This is a genomic window from Blautia sp. RTP21359st1_E11_RTP21359_211015 (assembly GCF_040910705.1).
Classification (GTDB): Bacteria; Bacillota; Clostridia; order Lachnospirales; family Lachnospiraceae; genus Blautia_A; species Blautia_A fusiformis.
This window is the reverse complement of sequence record NZ_JBDGAB010000071.1, coordinates 1-17,077: the sequence shown is the minus strand read 5'-3', so window position 1 is coordinate 17,077 and position 17,077 is coordinate 1. Positions and strand designations below refer to the sequence as shown.

Sequence of the window (17,077 nt, the reverse complement as noted above, 5' to 3'; positions counted from 1 at the left end):
AATAAAAAATACAGAATAAAAATATGCATGTTTTTACAAGCCCCGTCCGAGATTTATCTCGGGCGCGGGTTATTGACGTTTAATCCTCCTTGCGTTTCATATCTTAAATATGCTGCTTTTTCGTATTTCTGTGAAAATTTGCGGAAAAACATTTTGCTTTTGTGGTAGCAAATGGAAATTTTCGGTAATTCACTCGCAAACCTTTTTTCTTTTTTTTAAAAATCCTGCATACTAGAATAAACAATCAACTTATTTCAGGAGGAAAATTTATGCAGAACTATCAGATTAGAAAAAAAATCCATCCAAAACAGAGTGTCGCTGTTCTTTTAAAAGAAGACTACGAAAATGGAAATCTTACATACGGAATCGTAGATGAGATTTTAACAAAAACCGAAACTCATTACAGGGGGATTAAAGTGAAAATCAAGCCGGAAAATGAGACAGAGGAAGAAAAAGAAATCCGAAAAGAAAATCCAGATTACCGCCTCGTTGGCAGGGTAAAAGCAATTCTTCCAAAACAGAAAGCGAAGTGACCTGGATGGCTGAAGGATATATTTACATAATGACAAACCCATGTCTACATGACATGGTCAAAATCGGCTATGCCTCCGACGTGGAGGCTCGCCGAAAACAGTTAAGCACTACTGCACTTCCTTTCGAATACGAGATATATGCAACATACGAGACATCAGGTCAGCTGGAGGATAAAAAACTGCACGAATTAATCGATACATTGAACCCGAAATTACGTCTCGCCAAAAATCGGGAATTCTTCGCAATGTCGGCAGAAAAAGCTTACCGATTGCTTGAGGCTATCGCTATCATATCAGGCAGCGCTGACAAATTGAAGCGCGTGGCTCCGATGCAAGGCGAAGGCGTAGTAAACAGCACAAGAAAGCAGTCTCATTGTTCAGGCAGCAGCGGACGAAAACAAAGACCGGCAATCAACTTTCAAAAATGCGGCATACCAGTCGGTGCAGAACTTGTGTTTATCGACGACGATTCCGTCAGGGCGACGGTCGTGGACGCAGAAAAGAATAAAGTAGAGTACAATGGCGAGACCACTTCTCTTTCGCCGCTTGCTGAAAAGCTCCGAAATGTATCAGCCATCCAGGGAGCTTCTGTTTTTACATACAATGGGAAAAAGATTACGGATATTGCAGAGGAGACACAATGGAAAGAAGAATGATTGTCTATCCTGGCCAAACATCCAGAGCAACAGAAAAGGCGCTTTTGGCGCCTTTTTTTTGTTTTTCTTTTGCCTCGTTGTATGATATACTGAATACATCCGCAATTTGTTAACAGATGCTACATTTTGCATATTGAATATACATAGCAAACAAGAAAGGGGAATGCAAAATGCAGGACAAAAAATTTACAGAAAGACTGAAACAGCGCCTCACGATTGAGTTTCAAAACCAGGACCGCAGTGGAGCATATGGCTTTACACAGCGCAGCATGGCTTACAACTCCAATAAGATTGAAGGAAGTACATTGACGGAAAGGCAGACCGCATCATTATTTGATACAGGTACATTTTTCGCAGATGACGAAGACACAATCTTCAGAGCAAAAGACGTGGAAGAAATGAACGGTCATTTTAAGATGTTTAACTACATGATGAAGCACACAGGTGAACCGCTTACTGCCGATATTATCAAAGGCATGCATAAAAACCTCAAAGAGGGTGTCTTCGAAGATATGGCAAACGGATACGCAGTCGGAGACTGGAAAAAGCGTGCAAACCTTGTAGGGAATATTACCACTGCTCCTCCACAGGAAGTACCGGCAATGGTTGAAGCTCTACTTGCCAAGTATACCGGCAAAAAGAAAATTGAGCTGCGAGATATTGCAAAATTCCATGCTATCTTTGAAAATATCCACCCGTTCCAGGATGGGAATGGCCGCGTTGGACGCATGATTCTGTTAAAGCAGTGTCTTGACGCAGACATTACACCTGTCGTAATCAGAGACGAAAACAAAATCAAGTATTACCGGTATCTTAGTGCCGCGCAGAACAAGCACGATTATGCGCCGCTTATTGATTTTTTTGAATCAGAACAAAAATGGTATCAAGAAAAAGTAATACCTATGATTTTTGATTATGATGAATTGCAGTAAACAGCAAGAAAGGGGACATATAACATGGCAGGGATATCAGGAAGCTTAAGCGACATTGATGCTATTGAGCGAGAGATGTTTGATGATTATAATGGCGAAGGTCCAAAACACAAAGCTGAGGAAGAATTTTATGGAGAGATGCTTGATGACGAACTCCTGATTGAAGACTATGAACCAGATTTAAGTGATGAAGATGCAAAACCGACAACGATGAGCGAATGCTCTATGTTTTTGGTGCAACATATGATTGACGACGAATTATTTTCTTCGTTAATGACACCACAGAGGCTTATCGATTATATCAATATGGACGATTGCCACGGTGAGTCATACGAAATTTTTGACTGTATGTCTGAATTCGGAAAAGTCAAGCCACTCAGATACAAAGGCTGGCAGCCAGGATGTCTGATTGAGGTTGTAGACGAGGCCGGCAAAGTCGTTCTTCGTGGATATGGCGAAGACCACTAACTTTTTATTTTTTCTGTATTTTATCAAGCACAAATAACAGGCCGATTAATCGGCCTGTTCGTTTTGTTTTTCTGCTTGTTTTTCTTTTTATCTTTTTTATTTTTCACTTATTTTATTTTTATTACATTTCGCATCTCTGAGCGGCGCTGTCAGAAACGCCATAGACGCATGAGATACCTGTGCCGCCAGCTTCCCGGCAGACATATTTAAGTCTTTTCTTGCGATTATTAATTGCCGCATGTGTTTTTACCTCCTGGCTTGATTATTTTTTTTGACTCATTTTAGACGGAAAAATCAAGGTTATCGATGATATTGTCCTTATTGCATTTCTTATACAAATCGCTTGCAGCATTAAGCACAATCATCTTATTAACCAATTTTGAAATCCACTCTTCAGGAATAGCATTAAGGCCGTAAATAATGCCAGCAATTCCGCCTGTTATAGCGCCGACAGTATCTGTATCATCGCCAAGATTCACCGCTGTTAAGACAGCATCCTTATATGTTGTTGTATGGAAAATACACCACAAAACGGCCTCTAATGTATCTATTACATACCCAGATGACTTAACACTTGATGCTGGCATAGAAAGTATCTTTCCTGAGAAAATATTTGCAAACGCAGATTGTATCTTGTCTTCTGTGTAATATTCAGCAAATTCACGACATACGGCATCATATGCAGTTCTAATGCTATTTGTTTTTAGCAGGCGGATTATTAGTTCCACGAGAAAATGACAGGCAACTTTTGAAATAATATTTGCATGCGTTAAGGATGATACCTGATATATCATATTCTTCTTTTCTTCAAAATTATCAACATCAAGCAAGTAAAAAGCAAGTGGATGTATACGCATCAGAGAGCCGTTTCCATTACTGTATTCATCTTTCCCTCCGGCTTCAATCGGAGATACTCCCTTATGCATTCTCCATATAGCCTCTCTTGTCGTATTTCCAACATCAAACACCTTCCCGTTTGCTGTATACTTACCTTTATACAACCAATCCATCATCCTGCGGGCTATACTGTCCACGTTAAACTCTTTATCTCCCAAGGCTTTAATTAATGCAATTGTTAATGACGTATCGTCCGACCAGGTTCCAGCTTTCTGATTATGCGTCCCTTTGCCCCTCATGTCTTTAACCGGGTTTTTACTTAATTCTTCTCTTGAAGCAAACTCAACGGGCACTCCTAACGCATCGCCTACTGCCAAACCAACAATTGAAGCCATGATTACATTGTTTAGCATACAATACTTTTCACATTTAGTCCTTCCTATCATGACGCCAACAGGCTTTATTTTTTTATATTTTGAGCACCAAGTCTTTCCTGGTATATTATATTGACAGCTTTCGCAGTAGGTCTCTTTAACTTCAAATAAATCATTTTTAATATCTCTCATTTTTCACCTCTTCTTTCTTTATTTTTCAGCTTCTTCAGCCCCTTCCGGTTCGGCTCCTTTTTCGGCTCCTTTTTGGCTCCTTTTTGGCTCCTTTTTTTTCTTCTTTTTTTAATATGCTGAATTTTGAGATTTTTTTGATTTTCTTTTTATTTTTTTGCTTTCTTTATTTTCTGTTTATGCAGCAAAAATGTACAGAAAAAAGCAGCCGGCGAAGCCGGCTGCGGTAATACGTTCTCTTTATGCTGCGTCATTTACGTTTTCTTCTTTTCTAGTGTCATCTATAACGCCAAGCTTTTTAAGTTCCTTGTCAAGGTATTCTTCAACACTTTCATATGTGTCATATGTATATTTAACAGTAATCAGTTTATAGCTATGCTTTTTGGCATAGTCGCGTTTTCTTTTGTCGTGTTCTTTTTGTTTTTTGAATTGTTCTTCACCGCCGAAATATTCCACAGCTTCGTAGTGCTGTATGCCGTTATATTCAATTAAGATAAGTCCATACTTTTCATCAGGTATTGAAAAATCATATGATAATTGACCATCGCCAGTACCGAGTAAATCAGAAAATTTTTGCTGAACATTAAAAGAAATATTATCTTTCTGAAGATACTGCTTTATATATTCTTCGCCTTTATAAGTTGTTAAATATGGACAGCCACTTCCTCTATTGCGATTTAATATAACGGCTTGCCATTCAAAATTAAAATGTTTCCCTGTTTTTGGGTCATCATATGGCAAGTACCACCATACCTTTTCCCTCGACCCCGCCACAACATCATGCGGGGTTAATTTGCTATTTTTAGTAGGATGCCATTCTTTTGCAAGGTTTGGATTTACCGTTGATAAATCGTTAAAATCCCTCCATACGGCTCTATTATTAACAAATGGGCATCCAATACCACGATTACGATGATTAATTGACGCTTGCCATTCAAAATCAAAATGTTTTCCTCTTAAATCTTTGACTGGATAATCTGTTGGCACATCGTATGGAAGCAACCACCATATTTGTTTATTTAATCCACAAGTTACATCCTCCGGTGTTAAATCTCCATTTTTAGTGGGATGCCATTCCTTCGCAAGTTTTGGGTTAACTGTTTGTAAGTCATTAAACCCTTTCCATAGCATTGGATGATAGCTTAAATAAGGACATGTTGCATTTTTAAAAACCCTATCAGGTATTCTTGCTTGCCATTCAAAATCAAAATGTTTTCCTCTTAGATGCTTAATCGGATAATCCATTGGTACATCATATGGCAACAGCCACCATACTTTTTTGTCAGAATTTGCTGTGATTTGTGTTGGTTTCAAATCTCCATTTTTAATCGGGTGCCATTCTTTTGCTAATTCAGGACTAACAGTTGCAAGGTCGTTAAAGCCCTGCCATACAGCATAACCACTTAAAAAGGGGCAACCATTACCATTATTTCTACCTGCAATACCTGCTTTCCATTGAAAATCAATATGCTTGCCGCGCAAACCTTCTACTATATAATCATCTGGAATATCATATGATAAATGCCACCATACTTTTTTGCTTGAATTGGCGGCAACATTTTGTGGACTCAAATTAGCATTCAAGTCATAAGCCCATTCATCAGCAAGATTTGGATTGGTTGTTGCCAGGTCATTAAAGCCCTTCCAAATAGCTTGACCGCTCAAAAATGGACAATCATTTCCGTTTTGCCTCTTGTTTGGACTTGCCTGCCATTCAAAATTAAAATGCTTTCCTCTTAGTGATTTAATTGGATAATCCATTGGTACATCATACGGTAATAACCACCATACTTTTTTGTTTGAATTTGACATTACATCATATGGCGTTAACTTTCCATTTTTCGTAGGGTGCCACTCATTAGCCAATTCTGGATTTATTGTAGCTAAGTCGTTGAATCCGCTTAATACATTTTTTCCTGTTAAAAATGGACAGCCTGTGTTATAATTAACACGGTCATTAATTCTAACACACCATTCAAAATTAAAATGTTTCCCTCTTAGAGACTCAATTGAATAATCCATTGGAACATCATATGGCAGATACCACCAAACTTTTTGATGTGAACACATATGAACATTTTCTGGTTTTAAATCTCCATTTTTTGTGGGATGCCATTCCTTTGCTAATTTCGGATAAGCTGTTGCTAAGTCGTTAAATCCTTTCAAAATTTTATTTCCAGTCAAAAATGGGCATTTCCGGCCCTGATTACGAGAATTTATTGAAGACATCCATTCAAAATTAAAAGGCTTTCCTCTTAATGATTCGATAGGATAATCCATTGGCACGTTATAATTCAGAAGCCACCAGACCGAAATTGTCGAGCCTGCAGTAACTTGCGTTGGTTTTAAATCTCCATTTTTTGTGGGATGCCATTCCTTCGCTAACACTGGATTTACTGTAGCCAAATCGTTAAATCCACTATATACATCATTTCCAGTCAGAAATGGGCATTCAGAATTATGACTAGTACGGTCATTAATCCGAGCTTCCCATTCAAATTCAAAATGCTTCCCTCTTAAATGCTCAACCGGATAATCATCCGGAACATCATAAGGTAATTTCCACCAAATTTTCTTTTTGCATCCACAACTCACATCCTCCGGTTTCAAATCCACATTCTTCTCATAATTCCACTCTTTCGCCAAGTCCGGCCGCGCCTCTGCCAGCGACACAAAATCTTTCTTCATCTATTAAAACGCCTCCATTTTTGGATTTGTTTTAATATGCTGAATTTTGTATCAAAACAAACGTCCGCCGCTCAATCTTATCTATATCCAGGCGTCAGCCAAATTTTATTTTCTTTTTCCGTTTTTTCTACACCACAAAAAGAGCCAAAACCATTTCTGATTTTGGCCCGCTGCCGGCAGTACGCTATTGATTTTTCGTTTTTCTTTCTATTTTCCTTTCATACTTTTTTACCGCCTGCTCTCCAGCTTCCTTTACTTGCTCCTTCACATATTCCAGCGTTTCTTTTGAACAATATTCATTCCACATTTTTAAACACTGCGGCACAATAAAAGTATATTTTCCTCTTGCTTTTCTGTATCTGATTTCTATTGTCACATGCTCGCTAATCATTTTGGAGGGTCTTATTCCCACAGAAATTGAATGCGATTGCTCACGACTTAATGGCATATGCGAATTAGCGAAATCTAAATACTTTTCAATCAAATCAAAATCTTCTATAAAGCATAATGTGAACTCATTTTTATTCTCATCCAATATAATCCAGCCTGGTTTCCCAGACTCACATGTCTTTTTTATCTTTTGAAATATTAATTTATGTATTGGTACATTGAATTCATCCCGCACCTGGTCTCCAGCTTTATATGTCATATGCTTTCCCTCTTTTTTATTTTTTTACACATACAAAATGCCGGATTTTTCCCCAACCACGATTATTTTTTCCAATTTTTTTTATGCTTTTTTTTGTTTATCTCCGCACCGTCCTCGCACAAAAAAAGAGCCAAAACCATTTCGGTTTTGGCTCGCAAACACTTAATCAAGCATAAGTTTGATGAAGAAATCAGACTTTTTATTGTGAGACTCAATTTTATCAAATGGAAATGCCCAGTAATCCCCTTCATCATCCCAGTTGTATAGACTTTTTACGATATTTCCGCCCTTTTCTTTGTCGTCATATACAATGCGGACATAACAGAATTTTGGAATACCATTAACGTACTTGAAATTCACGATGATTCGAGAATCCTCCTGCTCGATTCCTCTTTCTTTTTCTTCTTCTTCATTCATTTTTTTTGCGTTTAAAAGCACAAGCTTAGCGATTTCGCCGCTTTTATCAAATGTTTTGCATGCATTAAAGACATCCCAGATTTCATCGTCGTTTTCAACAACAAAATCTTCAAACTCGTCAAATCGCTTACCGTTTATACCGCTGTAAGCTGTTTCCGATGCAATTTCAGATGACTCGTTGATTTTACACAACATATCAATAATCTGCAGCTGGTTAGTATTCAGGTCTTCAACTTGAAGCATCTCTCCAATCATTTCTCCAAGTGCTTTTTTGTTTGTTTTTTTCATGTTTTTTCTCCTTTTCTTGGTTGATTATTTTTTACAAATATAATATGCCGAACTTTTTCCAAGCCGCGATTATTTTTTTTATTTATCTCATGCCACAGCCACAAAAAAAAGAGCCAAAACCATTTCTGGTTTTGACTCTGCACTATTAGATGACGCGGACAACGTAAGAGAACGCCCGTTCTTCGCCATGATATACCTCATGACGCATATATACCGGGCCGCTCTCCTCGGCATCCAGCAGATGAGCCACGAACTTCATAACGGCCATCACATCGGCAGTGACAGGCATTGCGATGCCGACGCCGTCAATATAATCGGCCATGGATGCAACGGCCGCCATTGCCAGAAGCAGTCTGTCATCGTCAATGGATAAACTCCACGCCTGAAGTGCTTCTTCTACTGGATAGCACATCAGACCACTGGTCTGACTCTTGTACTGCGGCCTTGGCATAGTCTTAGGCAACTCAACCAAGATATTTCTTGCCTTATCTACCATTGCGGCATCAATGCTTCCAACGAGTGCTCCATAGTTTTTCATTGTGTTCATCATAACTTTCCTCTCTTTCTTGCTGAAAAAATCAGCATGTAAAAATTTTAATTTAATATCATTTTTAATATGCCGATTTTTCCACGCAACAAAAAAGCGGCCTCATGCCGCCCTGCTGTCTCGAATTCTAGTTATTGTCCCTTACTCCAAATTTCTCAAAAATCTTTTCATATTTTCCTGCATTTTTCTCCTCATCATAAATCGTCAGATTCATTACGTGAGAGATATCCAGGCTTAAGATTCCGAGGATGGATTTTGCATCAACGATATATCGTCTGTCCGGATTGCTTAAATCAGCGTTAACATCAACCTTGCTGATTTCGTTTACAAAATCTTTAACTTTACTGATAGTTTCAATTTTAATTTTTCTTGTAATCATTTTTCTCTCTCCTTTTTTGTCTTCCGGCTTCGCCGGGTGCTTATCTTCGATTACAAGAATAATATGCTAAAAAAATTTAAAAATGAAACACTTTTTGGGCGTACAAAATGGCCCTGTTTTTGCTTTGTTTTTGTGTATTTTTACCAATTTCTTTCTGGTTTTATTAAGAAAAAAGGATTTTTTGAGGCTCCTTTTGTGCATTTTTTTCTAATCGGCAAAAAAGTGCAGGCAGCCGACCAGACGCTACGGGCAGTATACAAGCAGCAGCATTCAGACAGCTAGCGAACAGCATGCACAGACGAGCATTTCAGCCAGCAAAAGTCAGTATTCCTTCAGCTGCCAACTTCTTCTCATCTTGCTTCTTTACAGAACCCAACGTCTTCTGGCCGCCAGATTAACTCCTCCCGGCGCCAGCCGGCAAACATCATGCCGCCGTTCTTCTTTTCTTACAGAGCAAATCTCAGCCTTCCGCCCTCCAGCAACCTCACTTTCGCAAACCCCTTTCAACTTTCATCCCTTCCGTCCTCCAACCGTTCAAACATTCCGCATCCCCTTTCTCCATTAACTTTCCACCCAAAAAAAACTGAGCCGAAGGCTCAGTTTTTCCCGTTGTATATAAGTTCTATCTTTCCCGGATTATGTAATCCGCAATCTTCTTCCTGAAATACAAAGCCAAAGTGTTTAAGGATGCCCGCAAAGTCTGGTTCCTTGCTTTTATCAAGTATCATCACCGGCTTTTCATTTTCCAGCCACTCAAGGCTTAACTCCATCAGCCTTCTTCCGAGACCATTATGGCGATACTGTTCTGCAACATACACCGTGCATATTTTTGCCTCTTCTTTTGTTGATTTCAGGATTGTGACCCCGGCAATCTCATATTCCTTTTCACAGATTACGATTTCGTACTCCGGCTTTAAGCGCAGGTCGTCAGTAAACAAGCCGCTATACCAAGCAGAAAATTCCGGGTGCTGTATATTTGCTTCCATAAGAAACAGATATATGCAGTTGTAATACATCTGCTGTTCTAATTTTGTCAACTCAGAAAGTTTAAAATACATTTCCATTACAAATTCCTCTCTTTCTTTGCCGATTTTTTGGCAACATTTACATATCCAATATGCAAAAAAAAGAAAGCGAGAAAAAAAACCAAAAAAAGAGAAAGCCACTACGCTTTCTCCTCGTATTTTTTCATCCATTCAGCGAATTCCTGTTTCTTCTGAGTCAGAGACTTAACGCTGTATCCGTAAGGGTACGGTTTACATGCATCGTGCTCGAAGAAATATCAGTCCGGGCCGGAAAATCTATAATTCTGATAGTTATCAAATTTGACAAATCTCTTCTGATTTCCGTCATACCGGCCTGTCTTATACGACATCATTATCACGACGGTCGCCAATGCCTGCTCGCTTTTGCAGTAATACCCGCCATCAACACATCTGACGCCCATTTTCCTGGCCGTCTGCTGCCATTTAAGGTACTCGTCATGCAGGAAAGCTTCGCTCTCCTGAGAGAACCGCTTTCCGTCTTCTGTAATGTAGACAACTCTCGTAGAGAGTCTTCCGCAAATCTCTTCTTTTTCTTTCCGGATTGCCATACGACCACCGCCTATCAGTTAATCTGTACAATCTGCTCATACAGCAACATGTCTTTTCCTCCAGGTATCATCATATTTTCATGGTAATGCCCAAAGAACCATTTTTTGTATTCTGCTTTCTGTTTTACCTGTTCAAGATACCTGTTTAACTCATCAGGCTCATTCACACGCAGGATGAAATATTTATCAGAAGCCGGACAGTCATGCGAAAAAATGAAATCTACTTTATATTTTTCATCTTCAAGCATGGCCCAGCCGCGTTCCATCTCCATCTGCTCTGGCATTTCCTGTTCCCACCATGAAATATGATTTACACGAAACGTTTTTCCTTCAAGATTCCATCTTTCAGCCTCTTTATTAGCCAGTTTTTTGCTTTCAAATTCTTCTGCTTTAAGGATTCCACCGCTGATGTCATGGCTTCTTGCACCTCCAAAGGCAAAGCACTTGCACCCATCAATATCGAAAACATATCCCCGTTCAAGCATAAGAACAGATGGGCGAATCTCTCTTACAATTCCGCCGTGCCATTCTTTTTGTGGGTATCCATTCAGTATTCTATTTTTCTTTACATCGCTCAGTCCTTTAAAAATCCAGGAGTCTAGCGCTTTTTTGTCATTTATACCAACCAGACGGTCGTAATTTTCATGATTTCCTGGCACAAATAATGTTGTAAAATTACGCGATTCAAGCCAGTCTAGGTTATATTTTTCTTCCGGAGACTCTCCTTTAAAATCCCAGACGCCACCAAAATCTCCACAGATTACTACATAGTCATCTTTCGTCATCATTTTTTGTTCCGGGAAAGAATCTATATTTAATCTGTGCATAAATCCATCAACACTGTAAAATCCATATTGTTTAGCACCGTGAGTATCTCCAGTCACATAAATTGCCATATCAATTCCTCCTCTTTTTTTTGTGGAATTAATATGACGAATTTTCGGCCAAGCTGAAAATATTTGCGAATAATTATTGTTTGTTTGATGTCTGGCGGCTCTTCCACCAATCCGAAATAAGCAGGGGCTTTATCCCCTGCTCCTTCCTATCTCTCCTTCTTCCACTCTCGAGCCTGGAAACTGCTTTCCTTCACATTATCAGAGTCTTTTTCGGCAGCCTTTTCTTTCTGGCTTTCCGCTCTTTTAACCGCCTTTTTAATCCTTTCATCTTTGTACTCCCTTGATTTTAACACAAGACTTCTATAACGTTCATACGACTTAATATTCACATATCTGCAGTTAACTGTATCGAAACATTTCTCTCCTCTGGCCATCTCATATTCATTTGCACTTGCGATGATGTAGATATCTTTATCCGGATAACAATCAAATATAGTATCAAACAGGCCACGTTTCAAGTCCTCAATCGCATCAACACTGAATCCGCTATCCACTCCATCAAGAAAAATCCAAAACTCTTTTTCGTCCGGATATTTTTTCATAAGAGAACCAATTTTCATGGATAGTTTCTGCATATTTAATGCAATCTTCTCTCCTTCGCTTGACATCACACTATCTGCAACAAATGTCATATCTCCGCAAAGTATGGATTCGCTTATTGAAGATGCTCCGCCATGAATATAGTTGTCGTAATTGATAACACACGGATTTTTAAGCTCTTTCTCCACCTGTAACCGAACCTGTCGCATCAATGTGGTTTTTCCGCATCCATTGCATCCAATCAGGACCGTAAGTCCAGGTTCAAACTCTACATGCATTTTTCTATATAAATAGTCCTTCTCATCGTAATAGTCTCTTTCAATTTTAAATTTTCTTCCCATATAATTTTGTAATCTCCTTTTCTAATTTTTTTTTGTTATTAGGCGGAAGGCCGCGGTCAATCTCACATTGCCAGTCGGCCCTCAATATGTTTTTGGGGCACTACGTATATTTTTCGCAGTTCCTTCGCTTCGAACTGTTTATTTCTTGACGTAATTAATATGCTTGATTTTTTTATTTTTGTTGTTTTTTTGCGAGCTTTTTTATTTTTTTTGCATTACAAAAGGCCTACCGCTAAAGCAGGCCTTAAAACAACTTTCTTATGCATATCATCGACGGACGGAAAACCCTGCGGTCAAACCTGTTTGCCCGTCGGTCTGAAGGTAATTGATAACTCGCCGTTGTCGGCTCGTTACCAGATTACGCTTCGCTTCAATTCCAGCTCGGACTCCGTCCTTGCTGTCACATGAAACATTGGACACGTACGCGGGAGTCGAAAACCCCGTCCGCGTCTGATGCAAGCGAGCATAAGCTCACTGCATCATCTTATGTCTTTTAATGCTATTCCTTCCATTCGATAAAACCGGATAACCGATAAGGCTGAATATATATCAACAACCTTGAACAGACATTCCATGAATACACCTTCATCTTGCATGTTTTCATCGACGGACGGGAAACCGCGGTCAAACTTGTTTGCCCATCGGTCTGAAGGCAATTGGATGCGTACGTGGGAGTCGGAAGCCCCGTTCGCGTCTGGTGCAAGCGAGCATAAGCTCGCTGCATCATACGATTTGAATTTGTCTTTCAAAATAGCTTCCATCCCTTTTTTAGCCATTTTTTCCATTACACTTCCAATGGAGATGTCTAACTCTTCCCCGTAAGTCGTATAATATTCGTCATATCCATTTTCGCCCTCGCATAAGAAAACTTTTCCTGAAAATTCGTTCAAGAAATCTTTTATTGTAAGATTTTTGCAAATATAACCGTTTTCCAATAAAACACCGTCTCGAGCCTTCCTGCTCTGCGAATTTTCTAATATAAAATGTGCTGGCCATGGGTCCAAGCATTTTCTTATTTCATATAAAATGCTTGCCTCTGCTATCGGCCTTCCAAACAGAAGCCAATTTTCCAATCCTTTTAAAACAGTGCTCTCGTTTGCAGCAATGTAATTTTTATACGCTTCGTGTCTGTCGTTCTCTGATGCCATACAAACCGGCCTCCCTTCTCTTTTGTGTAAAAAATTGCTTTTATTCCCATTCTTCTTTTACGTATTTCTTATATCTTCATAATGAAGAATTTTTGTTGATACAAAAACGCAAAACAGCCGTCTTAAGCTGTTTTGCGCTCATGTTTTTTTGTATTTTGTTTTTCAAGCAGGAATCCTGCATCCTCTGATATCCTAGACCCCAGCCTTGTATTTCTATTGACAACAGTGAGGTTCTTAACTGCTCTGGCCACTGCGTTTTTCTGTCCAAATAACACGAATACTTTTTTTGCTCGCGTCACGGCTGTGTACAACAGGTTTCTCTGCAGCATGATATAATTTGCGGTTGTAAGCGGCATCACAACAATATCATACTCGCTTCCCTGGCTCTTATGTATCGTTGTTGCATAAGCAAGGATAAAATCCTGCGCTTTGCTTAAATCAAAATGGACTCTGTTTCCATCAAAATCAACAACAAATCCTCTTTTTGCGCTTTCATCGGCATTGTCTTCATCAGCATCGTCTGCTTCATTCTGCGTCAGACAGATTGAAACAATCTTGCCTACATCACCATTGAATATCTTTTTATCGTAATCATTACATGTGTACATTACCTTGTCTCCAACCCTCAGCAGGTGGTCATTACATGGTATAATTTGTTTTGTTGTACTTGGCGGGTTAATCCTGTTCTGAATATAGTCGTTAAGCTCCCAGACGCCAGTCGGCCCTTTCTTCATTGGTGCCAGAACCTGTATCTCATCAGCACTCACGTTATAATATCTCGGCAAATTGTCACACACATACGTTACGATATAATCTCTGATTCGTTCCTGTTCCATTCCGTCAACGTCCATGAAAAAATAATCTCCATTTCTGTTATTTTTGAAACTTGGAACAACACCTTCATTAATCAGATGCGCGTTTTTTATAATCTGGCTTTCTGCTGCCTGACGGAATATGGTCTTCAGCCTTACGATTGGAACAACATTAGAATCAATCATTTCATGCAATACGTTTCCACAGCCAACACTTGGCAACTGGTCGATATCACCAACCAAAATCAGTTTCATGCCTTCTGGAATAGCCTTTAATACTGATGCCATTAATTCCATATCAATCATTGAACTTTCGTCAATAATGATGGCATCGCCTTCCAATGGTGCTTTTTCATTTTTTCCAAATTTGAAGCCGTATGCCCCTTCACTTTTTACTTCCAGGGTACGATGTATTGTTTGAGCTTTCTCTCCAGTTGTTTCTTTCATCCTCTTTGAAGCCTTACCTGTCGGTGCTGCACATAAAATCGCATCCATCCCATGTTTTTTCAGCATATGGATGATTCCGTTAACTGTTGTGGTTTTTCCTGTACCAGGTCCCCCTGTCAAGATTAGTACATTTGACCGACATGATTCTATAATAGCCTGTACCTGTTCCGGTGCGTAATCCCTATCCAGTTCTTTTCCCATTGCTTTTACTTCTTTTTTTGTTACATTCACCCTTTTTGTTTTGCTCTGAAGCAATTCTACTATTTTTTTTGCAGCATATGTTTCTGCTTTATACAGAGGAATCAGATAGAGTGCATCGTCTTCGAATATAATTTTCTTTTTCTGAATCAGACTTTTCACTGCATTTTCTACATAAGAAACATCCAGCTGCAAGAAATCGCGGCAGTCCTTCTCCACTTTTTCTCTATACCCAAACACGTCGCCATCTTCGCTCATCTGCTTTAATACATACATAACAGCACTTTCAACACGGAACGGACTATCCTTTGGCATACCATTCTTTAGCGCAATCTCGTCTGCTTTTAAAAAGCCAATTCCTTTCACTTCGTCAGCCAGTCTATACGGGTTTTCGTTAATCACCTTAATGCTATCAAGACCGTAACGCTTATAAATACGATTTGCATATGCAGGACTGATGCCGAAGCCTTGAATATACATCATGATAGTCTGAATCATATTCTGTTCTTCGAGCTTTTCCTTTGCACATTTCTTTATCTTTTCAATGCTTTTCTTTCCAATCCCTTTTATCTGCTGTAATAGCTCGGTCTGATATATGAGCACATCAAAAGTATTGTCACCGAATTTATTGACAATAGCCTCCGCCCTTTTTTGTGATATGCCATCAATATTACCTTGTTTTAAATACCACAAGATACTTTTTTTGTCCTGTGGAATAATCTTAACATAAGCATCCATTTTAAAGCCGATTCCATATTTAGGATGTTCATCCCAGTCTCCCGTTGCAAATACTTCATCTCCATCAGTGACATCAAACATCTGACCTTTCATACTGCATTTGCATATTCTTTCCCCTGTCTTCGCATTAAAAGCCACACCGGCAATAATCTTGAAGCCAGTTTCGTTCTCATATATGACGGCTTTTGCCTTGAATTTTATAGATTCTTTTGCTCTTTCTTTTAACATTGTCTTCTATATGCAACTGGCCCTTTGCCAGTGATTACCTCCTGTTTTTCTATATTTAATATGATGAAAAAACATTTTTTTAACATTTTTAGCGTATTTTTTTGTGAACCTCACATGACTTAAGTCACGTGCTTCAAGCAATGTGTCATGCCCCCTCTACCTTTTTAATCGGTAAAGCGCCCTGTCTCTGAATACGGTTTAAGCTTAGTAAGAGCATCCCGAAGAATGCTAAATCTCTGAATCTGACGAAACAGAGACCCACACAAAAACTAGAACATAGACAGGTGGGCAAATACATCTCTACGCTGCGGAAAGCTCTTTTGCAAGCGCCCGCAGTGTTGATAATGTACAGGAGGTTCTACGCCCAGCGTCAGGAACTTTTGCCTTTACGAGGGACTCTTCCGTCGCCGGAAGAGATTTAAGGAGTCCACGGATAAAATATCTGGCGCCGATATTGTAGCTGGCGCTCAGGTCGCAGTTATATTGCTTGCCTGTCGTGAACGTTGCAAGTGCATGATTATTATTATCTCTGGTAACGCTTCCGCTTCCATCAAAAGCAAGAACGCTTGTCTTCCATGCACAGATTGTTGCAATCCTTATACCGAGGAGATGCGCTTTTTGTTCTACCTTCTCACGGATGATTCCGTGATTCCACATAGACAGTCTCTGCGCTTTACTGCCTCGCTTCTTGCACCCCTTGAAGCCCAGATGCTCCATTACAATAGCGTCTACGGAATGCTGAGATGCAAATTCTACGATTGCCGCTGATATTTTCTTTGCACGGTCTTCATTTAAGCGCTTTACATAAGCCCAAAGGCCTCTGGTGCTTTTTGGACCGTACTTGGACTGTTTACGGCGTGTTCTGTTCATAGCATGAAACATCCGGTCTTTGTCACTTGTAAAATCAATAAACTTTCTTGCAAGGATAGTTCCATCTGCCTTCATTATGCTGCACACTGCATCCGTATTGATTCCAAGGTCTACTGCACAGATAATCTGTTCTGCAATAGGTGTATCGCTTAAAATTACGGTTTCCGTAAAAGAAAATCTCAGATAGTATTTGTTATGTATTTTTTCTAAAGTAGGGGCGCTTTTGTCTTTACAGGCTCCCCAGTATTTATTTATATAATTAATGTCAGTTCTTCTTAACTTAACAGGAGCCCATATCCAGTCCTTAT

Annotated in this window: 18 protein-coding genes; 4 read left to right on the top strand and 14 right to left on the bottom strand. The window is 39.3% G+C overall.

The features are described 5' to 3' along the window. Positions 1-269 precede the first annotated feature (269 nt). From AB5026_RS17050 to AB5026_RS17035, 4 genes are all read left to right on the top strand, one after another. Positions 270-533 carry a DUF2196 domain-containing protein gene (locus tag AB5026_RS17050; RefSeq protein WP_368213975.1) on the top strand — a complete coding sequence of 88 codons (264 nt, stop codon included), beginning with the start codon at positions 270-272 and terminating at the stop codon, positions 531-533. Between the two features lie 5 nt (positions 534-538). Further along, positions 539-1,189: a GIY-YIG nuclease family protein gene (locus tag AB5026_RS17045; RefSeq protein WP_270186859.1), complete on the top strand. Its 651-nt coding sequence runs from the start codon at positions 539-541 to the stop codon at positions 1,187-1,189. A 170-nt stretch (positions 1,190-1,359) separates the two neighbouring features. Beyond that, positions 1,360-2,121, top strand: a complete 762-nt coding sequence (locus AB5026_RS17040) for a Fic family protein (RefSeq protein ID WP_195656810.1) — start codon at positions 1,360-1,362, stop codon at positions 2,119-2,121. Positions 2,122-2,145: 24 nt separating this feature from the next. Continuing rightward, the gene (locus tag AB5026_RS17035; protein WP_195656809.1) at positions 2,146-2,589 is read left to right on the top strand and encodes a hypothetical protein; all 444 of its coding nucleotides are present in this window, start codon (positions 2,146-2,148) and stop codon (positions 2,587-2,589) included. Positions 2,590-2,685: 96 nt separating this feature from the next. Here AB5026_RS17035 and AB5026_RS17030 read toward each other — a convergent pair whose 3' ends face one another. The 14 genes from AB5026_RS17030 to AB5026_RS16965 form a co-directional block, all read right to left on the bottom strand. Then, positions 2,686-2,829 carry a peptidyl-tRNA hydrolase gene (locus AB5026_RS17030; RefSeq protein WP_195656808.1) on the bottom strand — a complete coding sequence of 48 codons (144 nt, stop codon included), beginning with the start codon at positions 2,827-2,829 and terminating at the stop codon, positions 2,686-2,688. 41 nt (positions 2,830-2,870) lie between these two features. Then, on the bottom strand, positions 2,871-3,992 hold the full coding sequence (locus AB5026_RS17025; protein ID WP_368213973.1) for an ADP-ribosylglycohydrolase family protein: 1,122 nt from the start codon (positions 3,990-3,992) through the stop codon (positions 2,871-2,873). A 237-nt stretch (positions 3,993-4,229) separates the two neighbouring features. Next, entirely contained in the window at positions 4,230-6,677 is a 2,448-nt protein-coding gene (locus tag AB5026_RS17020) for a zinc-ribbon domain-containing protein (RefSeq protein ID WP_368213971.1), read from the bottom strand. A gap of 184 nt (positions 6,678-6,861) precedes the next feature. Continuing rightward, positions 6,862-7,326, bottom strand: a complete 465-nt coding sequence (locus AB5026_RS17015) for a hypothetical protein (protein WP_368213970.1) — start codon at positions 7,324-7,326, stop codon at positions 6,862-6,864. A gap of 162 nt (positions 7,327-7,488) precedes the next feature. Next, positions 7,489-8,031 carry a hypothetical protein gene (locus AB5026_RS17010; protein ID WP_368213968.1) on the bottom strand — a complete coding sequence of 181 codons (543 nt, stop codon included), beginning with the start codon at positions 8,029-8,031 and terminating at the stop codon, positions 7,489-7,491. A 145-nt stretch (positions 8,032-8,176) separates the two neighbouring features. After that, the gene (locus AB5026_RS17005; RefSeq protein ID WP_368213967.1) at positions 8,177-8,581 is read right to left on the bottom strand and encodes a hypothetical protein; all 405 of its coding nucleotides are present in this window, start codon (positions 8,579-8,581) and stop codon (positions 8,177-8,179) included. Between the two features lie 124 nt (positions 8,582-8,705). Beyond that, positions 8,706-8,957, bottom strand: a complete 252-nt coding sequence (locus tag AB5026_RS17000) for an HPr family phosphocarrier protein (RefSeq protein WP_118593496.1) — start codon at positions 8,955-8,957, stop codon at positions 8,706-8,708. Positions 8,958-9,553: 596 nt separating this feature from the next. Beyond that, positions 9,554-10,153 carry a GNAT family N-acetyltransferase gene (locus AB5026_RS16995; RefSeq protein WP_368213965.1) on the bottom strand — a complete coding sequence of 200 codons (600 nt, stop codon included), beginning with the start codon at positions 10,151-10,153 and terminating at the stop codon, positions 9,554-9,556. A gap of 86 nt (positions 10,154-10,239) precedes the next feature. Further along, complete coding sequence (locus tag AB5026_RS16990) at positions 10,240-10,551, bottom strand: hypothetical protein (RefSeq protein ID WP_368213963.1); 312 nt, start codon at positions 10,549-10,551, stop codon at positions 10,240-10,242. A 14-nt stretch (positions 10,552-10,565) separates the two neighbouring features. After that, the gene (locus AB5026_RS16985; RefSeq protein ID WP_368213961.1) at positions 10,566-11,447 is read right to left on the bottom strand and encodes a metallophosphoesterase; all 882 of its coding nucleotides are present in this window, start codon (positions 11,445-11,447) and stop codon (positions 10,566-10,568) included. A gap of 146 nt (positions 11,448-11,593) precedes the next feature. Next, positions 11,594-12,328, bottom strand: a complete 735-nt coding sequence (locus AB5026_RS16980; protein ID WP_173734599.1) for a hypothetical protein — start codon at positions 12,326-12,328, stop codon at positions 11,594-11,596. Positions 12,329-12,807: 479 nt separating this feature from the next. Further along, on the bottom strand, positions 12,808-13,476 hold the full coding sequence (locus AB5026_RS16975) for a hypothetical protein (RefSeq protein WP_368213959.1): 669 nt from the start codon (positions 13,474-13,476) through the stop codon (positions 12,808-12,810). Between the two features lie 122 nt (positions 13,477-13,598). Then, the gene (locus AB5026_RS16970) at positions 13,599-15,899 is read right to left on the bottom strand and encodes an ATP-dependent RecD-like DNA helicase (RefSeq protein ID WP_368213957.1); all 2,301 of its coding nucleotides are present in this window, start codon (positions 15,897-15,899) and stop codon (positions 13,599-13,601) included. A 300-nt stretch (positions 15,900-16,199) separates the two neighbouring features. Then, a partial coding sequence (locus AB5026_RS16965) for an IS200/IS605 family accessory protein TnpB-related protein (protein WP_368213956.1) occupies positions 16,200-17,077 on the bottom strand: 878 nt, incomplete at its 5' end.